Source organism: Streptomyces cadmiisoli (assembly GCF_003261055.1).
Taxonomy (GTDB): Bacteria; Actinomycetota; Actinomycetes; order Streptomycetales; family Streptomycetaceae; genus Streptomyces; species Streptomyces cadmiisoli.
Genome location: NZ_CP030073.1, coordinates 3001832 through 3024551, shown reverse-complemented (window position 1 = coordinate 3024551; position 22720 = coordinate 3001832). Strand labels below are relative to the sequence as shown.

The 22720-nt window shown below is 72.1% G+C and carries 20 protein-coding genes; 13 read left to right on the top strand and 7 right to left on the bottom strand.

What is annotated here, in order from left to right; genetic code table 11:
• The first annotated feature begins 137 nt into the window (after positions 1–137).
• The 9 genes from DN051_RS12660 (at position 138) to DN051_RS12620 (ending at position 12071) form a co-directional block, all read left to right on the top strand.
• Positions 138–1181: a 3-isopropylmalate dehydrogenase gene (locus DN051_RS12660; RefSeq protein ID WP_112438722.1), complete on the top strand. Its 1044-nt coding sequence runs from the start codon at positions 138–140 to the stop codon at positions 1179–1181.
• Between the two features lie 338 nt (positions 1182–1519).
• The gene (locus DN051_RS12655; protein WP_112438721.1) at positions 1520–2608 is read left to right on the top strand and encodes a branched-chain amino acid aminotransferase; all 1089 of its coding nucleotides are present in this window, start codon (positions 1520–1522) and stop codon (positions 2606–2608) included.
• Between the two features lie 436 nt (positions 2609–3044).
• Complete coding sequence (gene ureA, locus DN051_RS12650) at positions 3045–3728, top strand: urease subunit gamma (RefSeq protein ID WP_053760024.1); 684 nt, start codon at positions 3045–3047, stop codon at positions 3726–3728.
• A complete protein-coding gene (locus tag DN051_RS12645; protein ID WP_053760025.1) occupies positions 3725–5395 on the top strand; it encodes an urease subunit alpha in 1671 nt (556 codons plus the stop codon). The genes ureA and DN051_RS12645 overlap by 4 nt, the downstream gene beginning before the upstream one ends.
• 11 nt (positions 5396–5406) lie before the next feature.
• Positions 5407–6483, top strand: a complete 1077-nt coding sequence (locus DN051_RS12640) for an agmatine deiminase family protein (RefSeq protein WP_112438720.1) — start codon at positions 5407–5409, stop codon at positions 6481–6483.
• A 158-nt stretch (positions 6484–6641) separates the two neighbouring features.
• A complete protein-coding gene (locus DN051_RS12635; RefSeq protein ID WP_112438719.1) occupies positions 6642–7244 on the top strand; it encodes a TetR/AcrR family transcriptional regulator in 603 nt (200 codons plus the stop codon).
• Positions 7245–7441: 197 nt separating this feature from the next.
• Positions 7442–8647: a TolB family protein gene (locus DN051_RS12630; RefSeq protein WP_162624915.1), complete on the top strand. Its 1206-nt coding sequence runs from the start codon at positions 7442–7444 to the stop codon at positions 8645–8647.
• A gap of 308 nt (positions 8648–8955) precedes the next feature.
• The gene (gene cimA, locus DN051_RS12625) at positions 8956–10560 is read left to right on the top strand and encodes a citramalate synthase (RefSeq protein ID WP_112438717.1); all 1605 of its coding nucleotides are present in this window, start codon (positions 8956–8958) and stop codon (positions 10558–10560) included.
• 158 nt (positions 10561–10718) lie between these two features.
• Positions 10719–12071, top strand: a complete 1353-nt coding sequence (locus DN051_RS12620; protein ID WP_053760030.1) for a hypothetical protein — start codon at positions 10719–10721, stop codon at positions 12069–12071.
• Between the two features lie 202 nt (positions 12072–12273).
• On the opposite strand, the gene DN051_RS12615 is transcribed toward DN051_RS12620, so the two are convergent.
• On the bottom strand, positions 12274–13056 hold the full coding sequence (locus DN051_RS12615) for a serine protease (protein ID WP_053760031.1): 783 nt from the start codon (positions 13054–13056) through the stop codon (positions 12274–12276).
• A 255-nt stretch (positions 13057–13311) separates the two neighbouring features.
• Positions 13312–13911 carry a YceI family protein gene (locus tag DN051_RS12610; protein WP_112438716.1) on the bottom strand — a complete coding sequence of 200 codons (600 nt, stop codon included), beginning with the start codon at positions 13909–13911 and terminating at the stop codon, positions 13312–13314.
• 136 nt (positions 13912–14047) lie between these two features.
• Between DN051_RS12610 and DN051_RS12605 the strand changes: the two genes are divergently transcribed.
• Positions 14048–15355 (top strand): glycosyltransferase, encoded by a 1308-nt coding sequence (locus DN051_RS12605; protein WP_053760042.1) that lies wholly within the window; start codon positions 14048–14050, stop codon positions 15353–15355.
• A gap of 9 nt (positions 15356–15364) precedes the next feature.
• On the opposite strand, the gene DN051_RS12600 is transcribed toward DN051_RS12605, so the two are convergent.
• Positions 15365–16240 (bottom strand): DMT family transporter, encoded by an 876-nt coding sequence (locus tag DN051_RS12600; protein ID WP_053760033.1) that lies wholly within the window; start codon positions 16238–16240, stop codon positions 15365–15367.
• Positions 16241–16260: 20 nt separating this feature from the next.
• Positions 16261–17760: a hopanoid C-3 methylase HpnR gene (gene hpnR / locus DN051_RS12595; protein ID WP_053760034.1), complete on the bottom strand. Its 1500-nt coding sequence runs from the start codon at positions 17758–17760 to the stop codon at positions 16261–16263.
• Between the two features lie 270 nt (positions 17761–18030).
• On the opposite strand from hpnR, the gene DN051_RS12590 reads away from it, so the two are divergent.
• The 3 genes from DN051_RS12590 (at position 18031) to DN051_RS12580 (ending at position 20924) form a co-directional block, all read left to right on the top strand.
• Complete coding sequence (locus DN051_RS12590; protein ID WP_112438715.1) at positions 18031–18864, top strand: SDR family NAD(P)-dependent oxidoreductase; 834 nt, start codon at positions 18031–18033, stop codon at positions 18862–18864.
• Positions 18865–19088: 224 nt separating this feature from the next.
• Positions 19089–20672: an acyl-CoA carboxylase subunit beta gene (locus DN051_RS12585; RefSeq protein WP_053760036.1), complete on the top strand. Its 1584-nt coding sequence runs from the start codon at positions 19089–19091 to the stop codon at positions 20670–20672.
• Positions 20673–20729: 57 nt separating this feature from the next.
• Positions 20730–20924 (top strand): acyl-CoA carboxylase subunit epsilon, encoded by a 195-nt coding sequence (locus DN051_RS12580; RefSeq protein WP_053760037.1) that lies wholly within the window; start codon positions 20730–20732, stop codon positions 20922–20924.
• A gap of 149 nt (positions 20925–21073) precedes the next feature.
• Here the strand turns inward: DN051_RS12580 and DN051_RS12575 are convergent, their stop codons facing one another.
• The 3 genes from DN051_RS12575 to DN051_RS12565 form a co-directional block, all read right to left on the bottom strand.
• Positions 21074–21655, bottom strand: a complete 582-nt coding sequence (locus DN051_RS12575) for a GTP-binding protein (RefSeq protein ID WP_112438714.1) — start codon at positions 21653–21655, stop codon at positions 21074–21076.
• The gene (locus tag DN051_RS12570) at positions 21636–22208 is read right to left on the bottom strand and encodes a DUF742 domain-containing protein (RefSeq protein WP_053757833.1); all 573 of its coding nucleotides are present in this window, start codon (positions 22206–22208) and stop codon (positions 21636–21638) included. Before DN051_RS12570 ends, DN051_RS12575 begins: the two co-directional genes overlap by 20 nt.
• 94 nt (positions 22209–22302) lie before the next feature.
• Positions 22303–22716, bottom strand: a complete 414-nt coding sequence (locus DN051_RS12565) for a roadblock/LC7 domain-containing protein (protein WP_004983065.1) — start codon at positions 22714–22716, stop codon at positions 22303–22305.
• Positions 22717–22720 lie beyond the last annotated feature (4 nt).

The window sequence follows — 22720 nt, the reverse complement described above, 5'->3', positions numbered from 1 at the left end:
TGAACTTCCCAGCACACCCCAACACCCGCCGTACGCAGGGGTGAACGGCAGACGACGGGACGACGCCGACCCCCGACCGCCTGTCCGTATCGCGGACATGCTGTGTCATCCCATGGGACGAGGAGTACGGTACGCGTATGTCTCGCAGCATCAATCTCGCAGTGATCCCCGGTGACGGCATCGGCCAGGAGGTCGTGGCCGAAGGCCTGAAGGTCCTCTCCGCCGTCCTTCCGCAGGATGTGAAGCTGGAGACCAAGGACTACGACTTCGGCGCCCGGCGCTACCACGCCACCGGTGAGACCCTCACCGACGCCGACCTCGACGCGCTGAAGCAGCACGACGCCATCCTGCTCGGCGCGATCGGTGACCCGTCCGTGCCGTCCGGGGTCCTGGAGCGCGGCTTCCTGCTCAAGCTCCGCTTCGCCTTCGACCACCACGTCAACCTGCGCCCCAGCAAGCTGCTCCCCGGCGTCGCCACCCCGCTCGCCGGCCAGCCGGAGATCGACTTCGTGGTCGTCCGCGAGGGCACCGAGGGCCCGTACACCGGCAACGGCGGCAGCATCCGCCGGGGGACCGAGCACGAGGTCGCCACCGAGGTCTCCGTCAACACGGCCTTCGGCGTCGAGCGTGTGGTGCGCGACGCCTTCGCCCGCGCCCAGGCCCGCCCCCGCAAGAAGCTCACGCTGGTCCACAAGAACAACGTGCTGACCTTCGCGGGCCACCTGTGGACGAACGTCTTCAACCGCGTGGCCGAGGAGTACCCCGAGGTCACCACCGAGTACATCCACGTCGACGCGGCGACCATCTACCTGGTCACGCAGCCGGAGCGGTTCGACGTAATCGTCACGGACAACCTCTTCGGTGACATCATCACCGACCTCGCCGCGGCCGTCTCCGGCGGAATCGGCGTGGCCGCCTCCGGCAACATCAACCCCGGCGGCGCGTTCCCGTCCATGTTCGAGCCCGTGCACGGCTCGGCCCCGGACATCGCCGGCCAGGGCAAGGCCGACCCCACCGCCACCGTCCTGTCCGTCGCCCTGCTGCTGCGCCATCTCGGCCACGCGGCCGAGGCCGCCCGGATCGAGGACGCGGTCGCGGCCGACCTCGCGGAGCGCGTGGGCAAGCCCGCCCGCAGCACCGCCGAGATCGGTGACGCGCTCTCCGTACGCGTAGCCGGCTGAGGCCCCGCGCCACTCGGAATCCGACGCAGATATCCCGAGGCCGCCGGGCCGCCAACCGCACCCGGCGGCTTTTCACTGCCCGCGCAGGGTGTCACCATCAACCCCTGGGCCGTATTCACGCCGTTTCGTCCCCGGCCACTCGCGGGCGATAATCGAACGCGGAGCCGCGGAATGAGGGAATGCTCGGACGTCCTAGCACTGGCCACTGGCAGTACTGGCGTGAGCGCGGCCCGTCGATGCAACCGGTGCTGCATCCTCTGGGGGGCGACCCCCGGACCCCCGGCCGAAGGCGGGGGGAGCTGCCCAGACGTTCGCCAGGAAGTGAAGGACATCTACTGATGACGACGCCCACGATCGAGCTCAAGCCCTCCGCCAGCCCGCTCTCCGACGCGGAACGGGAGGCGATCCTCGCCAGTCCCGGCTTCGGCCGCCACTTCACCGACCACATGGTGACGATCAAGTGGACCGAGGGCCGCGGCTGGCACGAGGGACAGCTCGTCCCGTACGCGCCGATCTCCCTCGACCCGGCCACCAACGTGCTGCACTACGCGCAGGAGATCTTCGAGGGGCTCAAGGCCTACCGCCGCCCCGACGGGTCGGTCGCCACCTTCCGCCCGGACCAGAACGCCCTGCGCTTCCAGCGCTCCGCCCGCCGGCTGGCGATGCCCGAGCTGCCGGTCGAGACCTTCGTCGAGGCCTGTGACGCCCTGGTCCGGCAGGACAAGGCGTGGGTCCCGGCGCACGGTGGCGAGGAGTCCCTGTACCTGCGCCCGTTCATGATCGCCACCGAGGTCGGACTCGGTGTGAAGCCGGCCAACGAGTACCTGTTCCTGGTCATCGCCTCCCCGGCCGGCGCCTACTTCCCGGGCGGCGTCAAGCCGGTCTCCATCTGGGTCTCCGAGGACCGCGTGCGGGCCGTCCCCGGCGGCATGGGCGACGCGAAGACCGGCGGCAACTACGCCGCGTCGCTGCTCGCCCAGGCCGAGGCCGCCGCCAAGGGCTGCGACCAGGTCTGCTACCTCGACGCCGTCGAGCACAAGTGGGTCGAGGAACTCGGCGGCATGAACCTGTACTTCGTGTACGGCGACAAGATCGTCACCCCCACGCTCACCGGCTCGATCCTCGAGGGCGTCACCCGCGACAGCCTGCTCACCGTCGCCCGCGACCTCGGCTACGAGGCCGAGGAGGGCCGCGTCTCCCTGGACCAGTGGCGGCGCGACGCCGAGAACGGCACGCTCACCGAGGTGTTCGCCTGCGGCACGGCCGCCGTCATCACCCCCGTCGGCACGGTCAAGCTGGACGGCACGCAGTGGCAGCACTCCGGCGGCGAGCCGGGCGAGGTCACCCTCCGGCTCCGCCGGGCCCTGCTGGACATCCAGCGCGGCACCGCGGACGACAAGCACGGCTGGATGCACCAGCTCGGCTAGGGCACGGCCAGGGCCTGTCGTCAGATTGCTCTCGTTGCCCGAAGGGCGTCGCGGGGCAGGCGGGAATTTGACGCCAGGCCATAGGGCGCTCCCGGCCGCCCGGTAACCCCGGCGCGAACCCCGGCGCGCGCGAGGCCGCCGCTCTCCGGTCCCACGGGCCGCCCCGGACTCCCCGTCCGGTGCGGCCCGTTCGTGTGCGGGCGGCAGGGCGCGCCCGGCGGGCCGGCACGGCGCGCTTCTGCTCGCGGATGGCGTCCACTCCGCGCTGTTCTCCCGGTGGGGCTCGTCTTCTCCGGCGCTCGCCGGATCCCGCGGCCGATTTTTGAGTGCCACTCAACGCGGCCTCGTCCCTGCTGCTTCTCCTAATCCTGGGCTTGCTGAATCCTCATTTTAGAGTGATGCTCTAAAGCGAGGAAGGCAAGGAGGTGTCTGCGCCGTGAGACTGACCCCCACGGAACGCGACCGGCTGCTGTTGTTCTCGGCCGCCGAACTGGCCCGGTCCCGCAGGGCCCGCGGACTCAGGCTCAACGTCCCGGAGGCGACCGCGCTGATCGCGGACACCGTCTGCGAGGCCGCCCGCGACGGCGCCCGGCTCGCCGAGGCGATCGACCGGGCGCGCTCGGTGCTCGGTCCCGACGACGTGCTGCCCGGCGTGGCGGACATCGTCACCGAGGTGCACGTGGAGGCGGTCTTCGACGACGGCTCCCGGCTCGCGGTCGTCGCCGACCCGATCGGCGGACCGGGACTCGGCGCGCGGGGACCGGGCGCGCTGCTGCCGGGACCGGCGCATGCCGAGCCCGAGCCGGAGATCCGGCTGACCGTGACCAACACCGCGACCGTGCCGGTCTCGGTGACCTCGCACTTCCACTTCTTCGAGGCCAACCCGCGACTCGACTTCGACCGTCCCGCGGCCTACGGGATGCGCCTGGCCGTGCCCGCCGGCTCGTCGGTGCGCTTCGGGCCGGGGGAGAGCGTCGAGGTCGGTCTCCTGCCGATCGGGGGTGACCGGATCGCGATCGGCTTCGCGGGACTGGTCGACGGCGCGCTGGACGCGCCGGGCGCGCGGGAAGAGGCCCTGCGCAGGGCCGCCGCCTGCGGATACCTGGGAGTCGAGCGGTGAATCCGTACGAGTACGCCGCCACCCACGGCCCCCGGGCCGGCGACCGGATCCGGCTCGGCGACTCGGGTCTGGTGATCCGCGTCGAGTCGGACGCGCAGTCCTACGGCGACGAGTTCCTCGCCGGGTTCGGCAAGACCGCCCGCGACGGGCTGCACCTCAAGGCCGCCGCCGTCCGCGAGACCTGCGACGTCGTCATCAGCAACGTCGTCGTGATCGACGCCGCGCAGGGCATCCGGAAGGTCTCCATCGGCATCCGCGAAGGGCGGATCCACGCCATCGGGCGGGCCGGGAACCCCGACACCCTCGACGGTGTCGACGTCGTCGTCGGCACGGGCACCTCCATCGTGTCCGGCGAAGGGCTGATCGCCACGGCCGGTGCCGTCGACACCCATGTGCACCTGCTGTCGCCGCGCATCATGGAGGCCTCGCTGGCGTCCGGCGTGACCACCGTGATCGGCCAGGAGTTCGGGCCGGTGTGGGGCGTCGGGGTCAACTCGCCGTGGGCGCTGCGGCACGCGTTCAACGCCTTCGACGCCTGGCCGGTCAACATCGGCTTCCTCGGCCGCGGCTCGTCGTCCCACGGTGCCCCGCTCGTCGAGGCCCTCGCCGAGGGCGGCGCCTCCGGCTTCAAGGTGCACGAGGACATGGGCGCCCACACCCGTGCCCTGGACACCGCGCTGCGGGTCGCCGAGGAGCACGACGTCCAGGTCGCCCTGCACAGCGACGGCCTGAACGAATGCCTGTCGGTCGAGGACACCCTGCGGGTGCTGGAGGGCCGCACCATCCACGCCTTCCACATCGAGGGCTGCGGCGGCGGACACGTCCCCAACGTGCTGAAGATGGCCGGGGTGCCCCATGTCATCGGCTCCTCCACCAACCCCACGCTGCCCTTCGGGCGGGACGCGGTCGCCGAGCACTACGGCATGATCGTCTCCGTCCACGATCTGAAGACCGACCTGCCGGGCGACGCCGCCATGGCCCGCGACCGGATCCGGGCCGGCACCATGGGCGCCGAGGACGTGCTGCACGACCTGGGCGCCATCGGCATCACCTCGTCGGACGCGCAGGGCATGGGACGGGCCGGCGAGACCGTCCGCCGTACGTTCGCGATGGCCGGGAAGATGAAGGCCGAGTTCGGCGCCCCGGCGGACCACGACAACGAGCGGGTCCTGCGCTACATCGCCAAACTGACCGTCAACCCGGCCATCGCGCACGGACTGTCCCACGAGGTCGGGTCGATCGAGACCGGCAAGCTCGCCGACATCGTGCTGTGGCGGCCGGAGTACTTCGGCGCCAAGCCGCAGCTGGTGCTCAAGGCCGGCTTCCCGGCCTACGGCGTGGTCGGCGACCCCAACGCGGCCACCGACACCTGCGAACCGCTGGTCCTCGGCCCCCAGTTCGGCGCGCACGGCGCCACCCCCGCCGACCTCTCGGTGGCCTTCGTCGCGCGGGCGGCCCTGGACCAGGGCAACGACCGGATGCCGACCCGCCGCCGCAGGGTCGCCGTACGCGGCACACGCGGCATCGGACCGGCCGACCTGCGGCTCAACTCCCGTACCGGAGCCGTCGACGTCGACCCGCGCACCGGTCTGGTCACCCTCGACGGCGAGCCCCTGCGCTCGGCGCCGGCCGAGTCCGTCTCCCTCAACCGCCTGTACTTCCTGTGAGGACCCGCCACATGACCGCACCGGCCGCCGACGGCTTCCGCATGCCCGCCGAGTGGAGCCCGCACGAGCGCACCTGGATGGCCTGGCCCGGCCCGAACCCGACCTTCGACGACCCCGGGGAACTGGCCGCCGCCCGGACCGCCTGGGCGTCGGTCGCCCGCGCGGTGCGCCGCTTCGAACCGGTGACGATGGTGTGCGGTCCCGGACAGTCGGCGCAGGCCAGGAGCCTGTTGGGCGACGGGATCGAGACGGTCGAGCGGGAACTGGACGACGCCTGGATGCGCGACATCGGCCCCACGTTCCTGACGAACGGGCGGGAACTGGCCGCCGTCGACTGGACGTTCAACGGCTGGGGTGCCCAGCCGTGGGCCCGCTGGGAGCACGACGCCCGGATCGCCGCGCAGGTGGCCGGCCTCGCGGGGGCGCGGACGTACACCTCGGAGCTGGTCAACGAGGGCGGTGGGATCCATGTCGACGGCGAGGGCACGGTGCTGCTCACGGAGACCGTGCAGCTCGGTCCGGAGCGCAATCCGCACTGGTCGCGGGCGGAGGTCGAGGCGGAGATCCACGCCCGGCTCGGCACCCGCAGGGCGATCTGGCTGCCCCGCGGCCTCACCGGCGACTACCCTCCCTCGCCGGCCGAGCGGCGAGCGGGCGCCGCCGACCGCTTCGGCACCCTCGGCCACGTCGACATCGTCGCCGCCTTCGCCCGCCCCGGCGTCGTGGTCGCCCACCACCAGCCGGACCCGGCCCACCCCGACCACGAGGTGACGAAGGAGGTCATCGGCCTGCTGAGGTCGCAGACGGACGCGCGCGGGCGCCGGCTGGAGGTCGTGGAGGTCCCCGCGCCGACGGTCCTGGAGGCCGACGGCCACTGGGCGGACTACTCCTACATCAACCACTACGTCTGCAACGGCGGCGTCGTCCTGTGCGGCTTCGACGATCCGCGCGACGAGATCGCCGCCGGGATCTTCCGCCGGCTCTTCCCGAAGCGGACGGTGACGTTGGTGGACGCGCGGACGATCTTCGCGGGCGGCGGCGGCATCCACTGCGTCACCCAGCAGCAGCCGAAGACCGCGGTCGGGTAGAACGTACGGGTGAACGTACTGCCGCCGCGCCCGCCCCGCGGACACCGCACCGCCCCGTCGCGCCGGTCGCCCGGGCCGTCGCGCCGGCCGGGGTACGCCCGGCCGCGCGGCATCCCGGTGGCCGGCCCGGCGGGCGGCGGCGGACGGGTGGCCGCCGAATGAGCACGCCCCGCCGGACCCCGGCCCCGCCGCGGGAGCAGGTCCTCGCCGCCGCCATGGAGATGATCGCCGAGCGCGGTCTGGAGAAGCTGACCATGGCGGCGCTCGGCCGCGAGGTCGGTATGAGCAGCGGACACCTCCTGTACTACTTCCGCACCAAGGACGAACTGCTGCTGCGGACCCTGGAGTGGAGCGAGGGCCGCCTCGGGGCCGAGCGCGGCCGGCTGCTCAGCCGCTCGGGCACGGCCCGCGAACGCCTCGACGCCTATGTCGGGCTGTATGTGCCCGACGGCCACCGCGACCCGCACTGGACCCTCTGGCTCGAGGTGTGGAACCGGTCGCAGAACGCCGACGACGACGCCCGCGCCCGGCAGTCCGCCATCGAGGGCGCCTGGCACCGCGACCTGGTGGCACTGCTCGCGGAGGGCGTCTCACGGGGGGAGTTCCGGGCGGTCGACCCGGACCGTTTCGCCGCCCGGCTGCGGGCGCTGCTCGACGGCCTCTCCATCCATGTGGCGATCGGGCTGCGGGGGACGGACCGGGCGCAGGTTCTCGGCCATGTGCGGGAGTTCCTTCAGGACAGCCTTCTCGCGGACACCTGAGTGCGCGCCCGGGTTGTACTCAATTCGGGGGATTGACCCGCTCCTCGGTGATGCGCTTGCCTCGAGAGAGCCCTCGGCGCGGGGCCGGGGGAGAAGCGTCAACGGGGAAAGCAGGGGGAAAAGTGCTCAGAACCATGCGCGGGGCGTCGATCGCGGCGCTCGCGGGGGCGATGGTCGCTCTGTCTGCGGTGTCTGCGGTGTCTGCGGCCCCGGCGCCGCGGACCGAGCGGGTCACGCTGACGGCGACGGGGGAGCAGGGCGACGGCGAGTCCTACGGACCGGAGTTCAGCTCCGACGGCCGCTCAGCGGTTTTCACGTCCTACGCGTCCAACCTGGTGCCCGGCGACACCAACGGGTACGCGGACGTTTTCGTGCGCGACCTGCGTGACGGCACGGTGGAGCGGGTCAGCGTCGGCTCGGACGGCACCCAGGCCGACATGCCGTCCTCCGCCCAGGCCATCAGCGCGGACGGGCGGTACGTCGTGTTCCGCTCCAACGCGCGGAATCTCGTCCACTGGGACGAGCCGCCGGCGAACGACGCCGCCGACGACATCTATCTGCACGACCGGCGCACCGGCGACACGGAGCGGATCAGCGTCGGCTTCGACGGGGGTTCGGCCTTCGCGGCCGGCGCCACCATGTCGGCCGACGGCCGGTACATCGCCTTCAACGCCAAGGCCGACCGGATGGAGAGCGGAGCACGCGACCTGTTCGGCGTCGTGTACGTGCACGACCGCCGCACCGGCAGCACGGAGCGGGTCAGCAACCGGGACCGCCCGGACAACCCGGCGCTGCTCCAGGACCTGAGCGCCGACGGCCGTTATGTGGCCTACACGCAGCTGGTGCCGCGCAGCGGCAACGGCGTCACCTGGGTGCACGACCGCCGCACCGGCACCGAGGAGCGGGTCACCGTCACACCGGACGGCACACCGACCCCGTACTACGCGATGCCCGCCTCGCTCTCCGCGGACGGCCGGACCATCGCCTTCCACTACACGGCCGACGACCTCGTCCCGGGCGACGCCCCCGCGGACGCCTCCGACCTCTACGTCCGTGACCTGCGCACGGACGTCACCCGGCGCGTCGATCCCGGTCCCGACGGTGAGAGCCGCCCGGGTCAGCCGCTGCTCAGCCGCGACGGGCGGTACCTGGTCTACACGGCGGACCCGCGGCTCGCCGACGGGCGGACCGGCCCGGCCAACGTCTACCTGCGCGATCTGCTCACCGGCGGCACCACCCTGGTCAGTGCATCCGTCACCGGCGGGCCCGTCACGGACACCTCCGTGTCGGCCTCCTCGGTGAGCGCGGACGCCCGCCGGATCGGCCTCGCCTCCGCCTCCGCCCAGCTCGTCCCCGACGACACCAACGGTCTCTACGACGGCTTCGTCCGCCGTGTGCGGTGAGTGAACCGGGGCTCGCATACTGAGACGCCGGTGAGCACGGGGGCGGTCTGTGCCAAACTGCCCTCGTGCTCTCGTTCGCCACGATTATTGGCAGCAGGCGCGCCGGTCCGCAGTGACCGCCACGTACGACCAGGTACGGGCGGCCACCGTCGTCCTCGACCCGCGCGCAGACCTCTCGCACCCGCGAGAGGTTTTTCGCATTTCAGGCCCACCTTCAGCCGAAGGCTCAGCGCGAGGGATCATTGGGGGACGGTGGAGCCGGTCATTCCGGTACAGACCGAGATCCATACATCAGGAGCCTTCAGACCATGACGGAAACCAGCGAACTCGACGACTCGTTCCACGTCTTCGACACCACCCTGCGCGACGGCGCCCAGCGGGAGGGCATCAACCTCACCGTCGCGGACAAGCTGGCCATCGCACGGCATCTGGACGACTTCGGCGTGGGCTTCATCGAGGGCGGCTGGCCGGGCGCCAACCCGCGCGACACCGAGTTCTTCGCCCGCGCCCGGCAGGAGATCGACCTTCGGCACGCCCAGCTCGTCGCCTTCGGTGCCACCCGCCGCGCCGGTGGCAGCGCCGCCGAGGACCCGCAGGTCAAGGCGCTGGTGGACTCGGGCGCCCCGGTGATCACGCTGGTCGCCAAGGCGCACGACCGACATGTGGAACTGGCCCTGCGGACCACGCTCGACGAGAACCTGGCGATGGTCCGCGACACGGTCTCCTTCCTGAAAGGACAGGGCCGCCGCGTCTTCGTCGACTGCGAGCACTTCTTCGACGGCTACCGGGCGAACCCCGAGTACGCCAAGGCCGTCGTCCGCGCCGCCTCGGAGGCCGGTGCCGACGTCGTGGTCCTGTGCGACACCAACGGCGGCATGCTCCCGGCGCAGGTGCAGGCGGTCGTCGCCACCGTGCTGGCGGACACCGGCGCCCGGCTCGGCATCCACGCCCAGGACGACACCGGCTGCGCCGTCGCCAACACCCTCGCCGCCGTGGACGCCGGCGCCACCCACGTCCAGTGCACGGCCAACGGCTACGGCGAGCGCGTCGGCAACGCCAACCTCTTCCCCGTGGTCGCCGCCCTGGAGCTGAAGTACGGCAAGAAGGTCCTGCCCGACGGACGGCTGCGTGACATGACCCGTATCTCGCACGCCATCGCCGAGGTCGTCAACCTCACCCCGTCCACCCACCAGCCCTACGTCGGGGTGTCCGCCTTCGCGCACAAGGCGGGGCTGCACGCCTCCGCCATCAAGGTCGACCCGGACCTCTACCAGCACATCGACCCCGAGCAGGTCGGCAACACCATGCGCATGCTGGTCTCCGACATGGCGGGCCGCGCCTCCGTCGAGCTCAAGGGCAAGGAGCTGGGCGTCGACCTCGGCGGCGACCGGGAACTGGTCGGCCGGGTCGTGGACCGGGTCAAGGAGCTCGAACTCAAGGGCTACACGTACGAGGCCGCCGACGCCTCCTTCGAGCTGCTGCTGCGCGCCGAGGCCGAGGGCAGGCCGCTGAAGTACTTCGAGGTGGAGTCCTGGCGGGCGATCGTCGAGGACCGGCCCGACGGCAGCCACGCCAACGAGGCCACGGTGAAGCTGTGGGCCAAGAGCGAGCGCATCGTCGCGACCGCCGAGGGCAACGGCCCGGTCAACGCCCTGGACCGCGCCCTGCGCGTCGCGCTGGAGAAGATCTACCCCCAGCTGGCCAAGCTGGAGCTGGTGGACTACAAGGTGCGCATCCTGGAGGGCAAGCACGGCACCCAGTCCACCACCCGGGTGCTCATCGCCACCTCCGACGGGGCGGGCGAGTGGTCCACGGTGGGCGTCGCGGAGAACGTCATCGCCGCGTCGTGGCAGGCCCTGGAGGACGCGTACACCTACGGCCTGCTGCGGGCCGGCGTGGAGCCCGCCGCATAGGACGCCGCCGCACAGGACGGCGTTGCGCGGCGGCAAAGGAGAAGCCGTGCCGGCGCGTACCGGGCGGCCCGGCCCTGCCCGTGCGACATCGGTACCGGGACGAATTCCGTCCCGGTACCGATGTCCGTTTCTGTCCCCGTTCAGGTAGCTTCGAACATATGAAGGCCGCGCTGGTTCAAAGGCTCCTACGCCTGCTGATCGTGCCGGTTGCCGCCGTGGCGGCGCTGCTGTTGGCGGGTGTGCCGGGCGCGCACGCGGCCACCGATCTGTCCCGGGTCGCCGAGGCGCTGCGCGAGAGCCCCGTCTACGTGGACCCGGCCGCTTCCGGCCAGCTGTCGACGGCGGACGCCGAGGCGCTCGCCGACAAGATCCGCGACGCGGACAAACCCGTCTTCGTGGCCGTCCTCCCCGCCGACTTCCCGACGCAGAGCCTCTTCGAGAACCTGCGCACCGAGACCGGCGTCACCGGTCTGTACGGCGTCCGCCTCGGCGACCGGTTCGACGCGCGCGCCGACAGCAGCGTGCTCGGCCGGGCGGCGGTGACCAACCTGGTCACCTCGGTGCAGTCCGCGGGCGACGCGAAGGCGCAGCTCAACGACTTCGTCGACAGCGCGCTGCGCAACGTGGGCGGCTCCGCGCCGAGCAGCTGGGGCGAGAGCGCCGGCGACGGTGTGTCGACGACCGCGCTGATCACCGCCGGCGCCGTCCTGGTGGCCGGCGGCGCGGGCGCGTACACGCTGGTGCGCCGCAACCGCAGCCGCCACGAGGCGGAGCAGCGGGCGGCACTGGAGAAGCTGCGGGTCGTCGTCGACGAGGACATCACGGCCTTCGGCGAGGAACTGGACCGGCTGGACTTCCACCCCTCCGAGCCCGGCGCGGACGACGCGATGCGCGCCGACTACGCACATGGGCTGGACGCCTACGAGAAGGCGAAGTCGTACATGGCCTCCGCGCAGCGGCCCGAGGACGTCCGCGCGGTCACCCAGACCCTGGAGGACGGCCGGTTCTCGCTCGCCCTGCTCGCGGCCCGCCGTGCGGGCCGCCCGCTGCCCGAGCGCCGTCCGCCCTGCTTCTTCGACCCGCGCCACGGCCCCTCGGTGGCCGACGCCACCTGGACGCCGCCCGGCGGGGCGACCCGCGAGGTGCCGGTGTGCGCGGCCGACCGGGCGCGGCTGTCCGACGGTCTGGACCCGGCGGTGCGCGAGGTGGAGACCGAGTCCGGCCGCCGTCCGTACTGGGACGCCGGTCCCGCCTACGGTCCGTGGGCCGGCGGCTACTTCGGCGGCGGCATCCTGCCAGGCCTGCTCATCGGCACCCTGCTCGGCAGCGCGATGGCGACCCCGACCTACGCCGCGGACTACGGCTCCGGCTACGGCGACTTCGGCGCCGGCGGATACCAGGGCGGTGACGTCTCAGGCGCGGACTTCAATACCGACGACTTCAGCGGCGGCTTCGGTGGCTTCGGCGGCGGCGACTTCGGCGGGGGCGGGGACTTCGGCGGCGGATTCTGAACGGCGTGACCGCGTGACCGCGTGACCGCGTGACGGCGTGACGGTGTGACCGCCTGACCGCCTGACCGCCTGACCGCCTGACCGTCTGAACGCGTGACGCCCGACGGCGTGACCGCGCGGCGGCCCGACCGCCTGGCAGCCCGAGGGGACGAGACGGGCCCGGTGCCGGACGGCACCGGGCCCGTGGCGCTGCGGGCGGGGTTCAGAGAGTGGCCGCCGCCGAGGCGATCGCGGAGGCGAAGGTCGAGACCTCGGTGTACACACCGGGTGCGTTGGGCCGGGCGCAGCCGATGCCCCAGCTGGTGATGCCGACCTGGACCCAGGCGCCCGCGGCGTCCCTGCGGAACATGGGGCCACCGGAGTCGCCCTGGCAGGTGTCGACGCCGCCGGCCGTGTAGCCGGCGCAGATCTCCTCGTTGGCGATGAGGCCGCTGTAGCCGCTGTAGGAGCGGCACGTGGCGTCGCTCACGAAGGGCACGTTCGCCTTGAGCAGGTAGCGCTGCTGGCCGCCGCCCTCGGACGCGGCGCCCCATCCGGCGACGGTGAAGGTGCCGGTGTTGTACTGCGTGGTGGTGGCGATCTTCAGGGTCGGCAGGTTGATCGGCTGGGCGAGCTTGATCAGGGCCCAGTCCTTGCCGTCGCCGTTGTAGCCGGGCGCCCGGAGGACCTTGGTGGAGCGGACCTGGACGCGACCGCTGGTGGACTGGAGGTCCACGACACCCGCGGTGGCGGTGATGCTGGTGTTGTTGCCGCTGGCGCCGACGCAGTGCGCGGCGGTCAGCACGATCTGCTGGGTGTAGAGCGCGCCGCCACAGCCCATCGACAGCCGGACCATGAACGGGAACTCGCCCTGCGCGGCACGGGTGCCGCCGACCACGGGCGCGGGGGCCGCCTGGGCGGAGGACACGGGCTGAAGGCTGACGACCGCGAGCGTGGCGGCACCGGCGACCGCACATCTCTTGAGGGCTTTGAGGAGAGTCTTCAACGTGACGCCTTCCGTGGGGGGTGGAATGACGCGCGCATGCCAATTCAGCTGCCAGGGATCGCCTACGTGCTGGCAAGGACACGTCAATTTCGGTAGCTGGATTATGGGAAGGCTGTGAGCTCACACACAAGGGGCGCAATCCAGCCAGAGGGAGACGCCGGGCCGGGGCGTGGCGCGACGAACACCCGCCCTCCGGTCGGGGGATTCCGGAGGGCGGGCGTGCTCAGTCGGCGAGAGGTGAGCGGACGCGGGGTGTCACGCGTTCCGGATCGCCGAGATGTCGAAGTTGAGCTTGATCTTGTCGGAGACCAGGACGCCACCGGTCTCCAGCGCGGCGTTCCAGGTCAGGCCCCAGTCGGAGCGCAGGATCTCGGCCTTGCCCTCGAAGCCGGCGCGGTCGTTGCCGTACGGGTCCTTGGCCACGCCGTTGAACTCCAGGTCGATGGTGATCGGCCGGGTGACGCCGAGGATCGAGAGGTCACCGGTGATGCGGTAGTCGTCGCCGCCGAGAGCCTCGGCCTTGGTGGAGCGGAAGGTCATCGTCGGGAACTCGTCGGTCTTGAAGAAGTCCGCGGTCTTGAGGTGGCCGTCACGGTCGGCGTTGCCCGTGGTGATGCTGTCCATCTTGACGTCGAGGGACGCGGTGGACCGCGACGGGTCGGAGCCGTCCAGGTGCAGCGAACCGCTGAAGTCGACGAAGCTGCCCTTGACGTTGGTGACCATCGCGTGGCGGGCCACGAAACCGAGCGTCGAGTGCGTCGGGTCGATGGTGTAGTCGCCGGTCAGCGCGGCGAGCTCCGGGTTGACGGCTGCCGTGGCGGTGGTGGCGGACTTCCGGTTGCCGAAGATTCCCATGACTGCTCCTTGGGGACGGGGCTGTTGAATGTTCAACCACCCTAACAGGGGTGACCGCGGTCCTATTCCGCCCGCCGCGGATGTTTTTCCGGCCGGCTCGCGATTGGCCCGGCGGCCGCAGTGGAACACGGTCGCCGTGACCTCGGTCGCGGTCCTGGTCGAGCTGATGCGCGGCAGCACGTCGGGCGGCCACGTCAAATGCTGGGAGCGCTTCGCGGAGAGCGCCGCCGGGCCGGGCGGGCGCGTGCCGCACGGACCGGACGTCGATCTGACCGTCTACTTCCTCGGCGAGCGGGAGCGGGTCGAGGAGCTGTCCGCGCACGTCCGGTTCGTGATGCTCCGGCCGGTGCTCGCCAGCTCCGCCCTGACGTCGGCCGACGGCGCGGAGGACGTCACCGACCTCGCGCCGCACCACCGGCGACTGGCCGCGCTGCTGCCCCGGCACGACGTCTGGCACCTGACGCACAGCTTCGCGTACGCGGCCACCGCGGTACGGCGGGCCCGTGCCCGGCCGCGCGGCGGACCGGCGCCCCGGCTCGTCGCCTCGGTGCACACGGACGTCCCCCTGCTGGCCTCCGTCTACAGCCGCTATCTGGCCGACCGGTGGCTGCACGGCTCCCGTCCCGGGGCGGGCGACTTCCTGGCGGCCCGGGCGGAGCGGCTGCTGCGCAGGAGGCGCGACCGGCTGCTCGGCCACTGCGAACGGGTGCTGGCTCCCACCCCGGACGGACGCGCGGAACTCGCCCGCACGCTGGGCGCCGACCGGGTCGCCCCGCTGCGCCGCGGCATCGACCACCGGCGCTTTCGTCCCGACCCCGCGGCCAGGTCCCGGCTCGCCCGCGAGCACGGGGTACCGGCCGACCGCCCGCTGGTGCTGTTCGCCGGCCGGCTGGACGCCACCAAGGGCGTGCCGCTGCTCGCCGAGAGCGTCCGCACGGTGCTCGGGCGCGGCCGAGCCGCGCACCTCGTCGTGGCCGGCCGCGGCGCGGAGGCGGACGCCCTGCGGCGCGCCCTCGGCCCCGACGTCACCCTGCTCGGCAACCTCCCGCAGGAGCGGCTCGCCCGGGTCTACGCCGGCTGCGACGTCTTCGCCTTCCCGTCCCGCACGGAGACCTCCGGCAATGTCGTCGCCGAGGCGATGGCCTGTGGTCTGGCGGTGCTGCTGCCCGAGGGCGCGCACACCACCGAGTGGCTGACCGAGCCCGGCCGGGACGGCGTCGTCGTACGGCACGACGACCCGACGGAGTGGGCGGACGCCCTCTGCGCGCTGGTCGACCGGCCGGGGCTGCTGGCGGCGGTACGGCACCGGGCGGCCGTCACGGCACGCACCGCGCACCCCTCCTGGGACCGCGTCCTGGTGGAGGACCTGCTCCCGGTGTGGACGGCCGGCGCCGCGCCCCGCGGCGGCCGCGCGCCCCGCGGCACCGCGGCCGGCGCGGCGTGAACCGCCGGCTCACCTCGGACCGGACCCGCGACCGTGCAGCGCCGCGATCACGGGCGACGTGTCCAGGCTCACGATCCCGGCCGCCACCAGTGCCAGGCCCGCCACCGCCACCGCGCCGGCCGGCGGGCCGGTGTGGATCAGCTCACCGAAGACCGAGGTGCCCAGCACCACGGCGACCACCGGCTCCGTCGCGTCCATCACCGTCACGCTCGCGGCCAGCGGACCCTGCTGGAAGGCGCTCTGGATGAGCAGCAGACCGCCGACGCTCGCCACCACGAGGGCGTACGTCTGCCAGGCGGTGAAGGCGGCACCCGGTCCGTGCCGGAGCCGCTCCACGGTGGCCGCCAGCAGCGCCGACTGGGTGCCCATGACCACCCCGGCCGCCAGCGCCGTCGCCGACGCCCGCCCGGGCCCGGACAGGAACCGGGCGGCCGACAGCGCGACGGCGACCAGCGCGGCGGTCGCGCCCAGGACCAGCAGCCACGACAGCGCCGACGCCGACTCCGGGCGCCCGCCGTGCGGCCGGGCGGACACCAGCGCGAGGGCCAGCCCGCCGGCCACGGCGAGCGTGCCGAGCCACTCCCGGCGGCCCAGCCGCATCCGGTGCACCCGGGCCGACAGCGGCACGGCGAAGACCAACTCGGCCACGATCAGCGGCTGGACGAGACTCAGCGGCCCGAACGCCAGGGCCAGCGACTGGAATCCGTACGCCACCACCGCCACCCCGATCCCGCACAGCCACAGCGGATCCCGGACCAACCGGCCCAACAGCCGCGGCGACAGGGCCTCCTCGTCCGGCCGCGCGGCGGCCGCCCACTGCTGGAGGACCCCCGCGACGGCGAAGCAGACGGCGGCGGCGAGCGAGGCGAGGACGGCGATCGCCACGACGCCCCTTCCCGGCCCGCCTACTCGGTGACCCGCGGGTCCGGCGCGCCCGGCGCCGCACCCCGCGTGTGGACGTACAGCAGGCGCCGGTCGGCGACGTCGAGGCGCTGCGGCAGGGGCAGTTCGTAGCGGACGGGCATGCGGTGGTCGGCGATCTGGCGGCGCGGGTTGTAGACCCGGTTGAACTTCCACAGCATGCGGGCGAAGTTCGTCTGCCCGTGCAGCAGGTTGCGGCCCAGCACCCGCGCCGCGCCGTACGCCGTGCGCAGCCCCAGATGCTTGCGGTTGATCACGGCCTGGGTGCGCACCAGCTCCTCGTAGAACCGCTCCAGCGGCAGGGCGGTCGGCACCACGGCGTGCTGGATGTCGAAGAGGCGGTAGTCGCGGGTGGTGAGCCGGCGGGACTCGGTGTGCCAGATCTCCGTACCGGGATACGGCGTCATCACGGTGAAGTGCACGATCTCCGGCACCGCGAGCGCGAACTCCCGCACCGCCCGGAAGTGTTCCTCGTCCCACGCCGGATCGACGATCAGGTTGACGGCCACCTGGATGCCCAGCCGCCGCGCCGTCTCCAGGGCGCGCAGGTTCTCGTCGGGGCTGACCCGCTTGCGGAACAGCTCCAGGCCCTCGGCGTCGATGGCCTCCATGCCGAGGAACATGTAGCGCAGCCCCAGCCGGGCCCAGCGCTCGAACACCTCGGGGTGGCGCAGCAGGACGTCGCTGCGGGTCTCCAGGTAGTAGCGCTTGCGGATGCGGCGGCGCTCCACCTCCGCGGCGATGGCGTCCCCGTGCTCGGGCCGGATGAACGCGACGTCGTCGACGATGAACACGTTGGGCTCACGGACGGACGCCAGCTCGGCCGCGGCCGCCTCGGGGGAGGCCTTGCGGTAGCTGCGGCCGTAGAACGTCCACGCCGAGCAGAACGAGCAGTCCCACGGGCAGCCGCGGGTGAACTCGATGGAGGCGCAGGGGTCCAGCTCCCCGATGAAGTACCGCCGGCGGTTGCGCATCAGGTCCCGAGCCGGGGCGGGGGAGTCGATGCCGTGCAGCATCAGCGGCGCCGGACCGCGCCCGTCGGCGGTGACGACGCCGGGCACCTGCGACAGCCCGCCGTCCCGGACGGCAGCCAGCAGCGGCGCCACCGCCGGTTCGCCCTCGCCGCGCACCACCGCGTCCACCGCCCCCTCGGCCTGCTCCAGCACCTCCTCCGCGACGAAGGAGACGCTGTGCCCGCCCAGGAAGACGAAACAGCCCGGGACGGCCCGCTTCACCCCGGCGGCCAGCTCGATGGCCTCCGGGATGTTCGCCAGGTAGTTCAGCGAGATGCCGAGCGCCTCCGGACGGAAGGACCGGACCTCCTGGTGCAGCCGCCGCCGGCCGAGCACCTGGAGGTCCACCACCCGCACCTCGTGCCCGGCGTCCCGGGCGGCGCCCGCCACACGTTCCAGGCCCAGCGGTTCCAGCCGCAGGAAGATCTCGGAGTACATCAGGGCGCTGGGGTGGACGAGCAGCAAGCGCATCAGTGACCTCGCCACGTAGCCGGAACCGAACGGGACGGGAACGGGGAGTCCGCCGGTGTCCCCCTTCGTGTCCGTCGTGTCCGTCGTATCCCGGCCCGCCCGCGTCCCGCACCGCCCGTGCCGCCGACCGGGTGTACCGGGCGGCCCTCAGGAGTGGCCCACGACCGGCGCCGGGGACCGCTCAAGCAGTGCCGAGCGGTGTTCCGGACCACACGTCCGCCCACCGGATCGGCAGCCGACCGGACCCCCAGCGCGCAGGGAGACCGCCCAGTGACCCGTACCGGCTCCGTCCACAGTGCCCGGACAGCCGCCGCCCGCACGCTGTTCGCCGCGCGCGGGCCCGTGCCGCCGCACCGCACGGACCGCCCCGTCGCCCTTGTCACCGGCGCCTCCTCGGGCATCGGGGCCGCCACCGCACGGCGCTTCGCCACCGGCGGATGGCAGCTCGTGGTCAGCGGGCAGGACCGGCGGCGGCTGGCGGACACGGCCGCCGGGACGTCGGCCGTGATGCTGCCGGCCGACCTCGCCGCACCCGGGGGACCGGGCCGGCTGGCGCGGTCCGCGCTGCGCGCCACCGGTCGGATCGACGTGCTGGTCGCCGGGGCGGGCATCGGCTGGGCCGGCCCGTTCGTGACCATGCCGCCCGCCGACATCGACCGGGTGCTGACCGTGGACCTCAACGCCACGCTGCACCTGGTGCGCGAGGTGCTGCCCGCCATGGTGACCGCAGGCCGCGGCCGAATCGTGCTCGTCGGCTCGGTCGCGGGCTGCGTGGGAGTGCGGGAGGAGGCGGTGTACTCCGCCGCCAAGGCCGGTGTCGCCGCCTTCGCCGAGGCCCTGCGGCAGGAGCTGCGCGGTACCGGGGTGGGGGTGACGCTCGTCGTGCCGGGCCCGGTGGACACCGCCTTCTTCGCCCGCCGAGGCACCCCCTACCGACGCTCCCGGCCGCGCCTCACCACGCCCGACCGGGTCGCCGCCGAGGTCTGGCACGCGGTACGGCGCGGCCGGGACGACGTCCATGTACCCGGCTGGCTGACCCTGCCGGGCCGCGTCCGGGGGCTCGCGCCGGGGGTGTACCGGCGGCTGCTCAACCGCTTCGGCTGACCCGGTATCCTCGCGTGTCACTCCACAGGCGGCATGCGACCGACATGAATGTGCGGTGTCTCTCAGCTGTCGCGTTTGTGTGACCCCTACAACGCCGAAGCCCTCTGAGCAGTCGGAACGGCTGCATGCCCCCCTGGTTCTGTTCAGGGGTACCAGGAAAACACCCGCGAGACTGTACGGAGTCAACGGGCCGCTTTCCCGGCTGTCCTTCGTAAGGTCGCTACATGACCGTTTTGGATGAGGCGCCGGGCGAGCCGACGGACGCGCGCGGGCGAGTGGCCGAACTGCACGAGATCCGCGCGCAGGCGACGGCCGGCCCGAGCGAGAGGGCGACCGAGGCGCAGCACGCCAAGGGCAAGCTGACCGCCCGTGAGCGGATCGAACTGCTCCTCGACCCGGGCACCTTCCGCGAGGTCGAGCAGCTGCGCCGGCACCGGGCGACCGGTTTCGGCCTGGAGGCCAAGAAGCCGTTCACCGACGGTGTCATCACCGGGTGGGGCACGGTGGAGGGCCGTACGGTCTTCGTCTACGCCCATGACTTCCGCATCTTCGGCGGCGCCCTGGGCGAGGCCCACGCCACCAAGATCCACAAGATCATGGACATGGCCATCGCGGCCGGGGCCCCGCTGGTCTCCCTCAACGACGGCGCCGGCGCCCGTATCCAGGAGGGCGTCAGCGCCCTCGCCGGATACGGCGGCATCTTCCAGCGCAACACCAAGGCGTCCGGTGTCATCCCGCAGATCAGTGTGATGCTCGGCCCCTGCGCCGGCGGCGCGGCGTACAGCCCCGCGCTGACGGACTTCGTGTTCATGGTCCGCGAGACCTCGCAGATGTTCATCACCGGCCCGGACGTGGTCAAGGCGGTGACCGGCGAGGAGATCACCCAGAACGGCCTGGGCGGCGCGGACGTGCACGCCGAGACGAGCGGTGTCTGCCACTTCGCGTACGACGACGAGGAGACCTGCATCGCCGAGGTGCGCTACCTCCTGTCGCTCCTGCCGCAGAACAACCGCGAGAACCCCCCGCGGGTGGACCCGTCCGACCCGGCGGACCGCCGCGGCGACGTCCTGCTCGACCTGGTCCCGGCGGACGGCAACCGGCCGTACGACATGGCCAAGGTCATCGAGGAGATCGTCGACGACGGCGAGTACCTGGAGGTCCACGAGCGCTGGGCCCGCAACATCATCTGCGCGCTGGCCCGGCTGGACGGCCAGGTCGTCGGCATCGTGGCCAACCAGCCGCAGAGCCTCGCGGGTGTCCTGGACATCGAAGCGTCCGAAAAAGCTGCACGCTTTGTGCAGATGTGTGACGCTTTCAATATCCCGATCGTCACCTTCTTGGACGTTCCCGGATTCCTCCCCGGTGTCGACCAGGAGCACGGCGGCATCATCCGCCACGGCGCGAAGCTGCTCTACGCCTACTGCAACGCGACCGTCCCGCGGATCAGCCTGATCCTGCGCAAGGCGTACGGCGGGGCCTACATCGTGATGGACAGCCAGTCCATCGGTGCCGACCTCACCTACGCCTGGCCGACGAACGAGATCGCCGTGATGGGCGCGGAGGGTGCCGCCAACGTCATCTTCCGCCGCCAGATCGCCGAGGCCGAGGACCCCGAGGCCATGCGGGCCCGCATGGTCAAGGAGTACAAGTCCGAGCTGATGCACCCCTACTACGCGGCCGAGCGCGGCCTGGTCGACGACGTCATCGACCCGGCGGAGACCCGCGAGGTACTGATCACGTCCCTGGCGATGCTGCACAGCAAGCACGCGGACCTGCCCTCACGCAAGCACGGCAACCCCCCGCAGTAACCCGGCGGAACCTTCGCGGTACCCCCGCGGAAACCTCATCCACGGAGACTGACACCCATGAGCACCCCTGACATCCGCGTCGAGAAGGGCCATGCAGAGCCCGAGGAAGTCGCCGCGATAACGGCGATCCTGCTGGCTCGTGCCGCCGCCCGTACATCCGAGGCCACCCCGGTGCACCGCGGCCGCGCCAAGGCCGGCTGGCGCCGCCTGGAACGCGAGCCGGGCTTCCGCGCCCCGCACAGCTGGCACTGACCGGCCGCACCGCTCGACAAGCACCACGGGACGGGGCCCCTCCACCGGAGGGGCCCCGTCCCGTACGCGTTCCGGGTTCCCGGCACACGAAGACGGGCGGCCCCTCCCGAGTCGGGAGGGGCCGCCCGTCCGCTGCGTACGGGACCGATCTACCGAAGGCGCGCCATCAGGGCGTGCTCCACCAGCGTGATCAGCGCGGACTTGGCGTCCGAGCGGTGGCGGGCGTCGGTGGTGATGATCGGGGTGTCCGGGCCGATCTGGAGCGCCTCGCGGACCTCGTCCGGCTGGTAGGGCTGCTGGCCGTCGAATCCGTTGAGGGCGACGACGAACGGCAGACCGCTGTTCTCGAAGTAGTCCACCGCGGGGAAGCAGTCCGCGAGGCGGCGGGTGTCCACGAGTACCACCGCGCCGATGGCGCCGCGGACGAGGTCGTCCCACATGAACCAGAAGCGGTCCTGGCCGGGGGTGCCGAACAGGTACAGGATCAGGTCCTGGTCCAGGGTGATGCGGCCGAAGTCCATCGCCACCGTCGTGGTGGTCTTGTCCCCGGTGTGGGTGAGGTCGTCGATGCCTGCCGAAGCAGACGTCATGACGGCCTCCGTGCGCAGCGGGTTGATCTCCGAGACGGCGCCGACGAACGTGGTCTTGCCCACGCCGAAGCCGCCCGCCACCACGATCTTCGCGGACGTGGTGGAGCGGGAAGGACCGCCGCTAGAGCTTGCGAAGTCCACTGAGCACCCTTTCGAGCAGTGTCACGTCTGGCTGGCCGCCGGCGTTCTCGTCGCCGCCGGGCTGATGGATGGCTACCAGGCCCGCCTCCGCCAAGTCGGCGACGAGGATCCTGGCCACGCCGAGGGGAATCGTGAGCAGCGCCGAGATCTCGGCGACCGACTTGATCTCCCGGCACAGGTTGCAGATCCGCTGATGCTCGGGCAGCTGGCCCTGCATCTGGTGCGGAGCCGCGGTGGTGTGCACCAGCGCCTCGATGGCGAGCTGGTACCGCGGCCTGGTGCGACCGCCCGTCATTGCGTACGGGCGCACCAGGGGGTTGTTCGACGCCCCGGCGGGCGTCGGCTCAGGGGTGCGGCGTTGCGGCTGCACGGGTTGGATGCGCGGAGCGGCCGGCTGGTCGTACGGCGCGGGGCCCGGGCCCTGTGGCGCGTACGGCTGCCGGTGGCTTGGCGTGGAGGGGAAGTTGTACCGGTTCTGGGAACCGTCGTGCTGCCCCTGGCCGGGGCCGTACGACCAGTTGCCCGATGATGAACCGTTCGGGGGTGTTGCCACTTTCTCCTCCTCCGACTGTGCCGGGCACCCATCCCTGTGGAGCCGCGTCCCGAAACCTTACGGCCACGGGACGTGAAAACGCACCGTCTGTCTGTTAGTTGAGAAGGCTTCCCTGGAGCTCCGCACGAAGATCCGGGGTCAGAACCGTGCCCGCACGGTCCACCAGAAGGGCCATCTCGTACCCGATGAGACCGATGTCCGCTTCGGGGTGTGCCAGAACGGCGAGGGACGACCCGTCGGAAATGGACATGATGAAGAGGAATCCTCGCTCCATCTCCACAACCGTCTGGTTCACGCTGCCGCCCTCGAAGATGCGCGAGGCACCGGCGGTCAGCGAGGTCAGACCGGACGCGACGGCCGCGAGCTGGTCGGCGCGGTCGCGGGGGAAGCCTTCGGACATCGCCAGAAGGAGTCCGTCGGCGGAGACCACCACGGTGTGGGACACCCCGGGGGTGTTGTCCACGAAGTTGGTGATCAACCAGTTCAGGTTCTGTGCCGCCTGGCTCATCGGG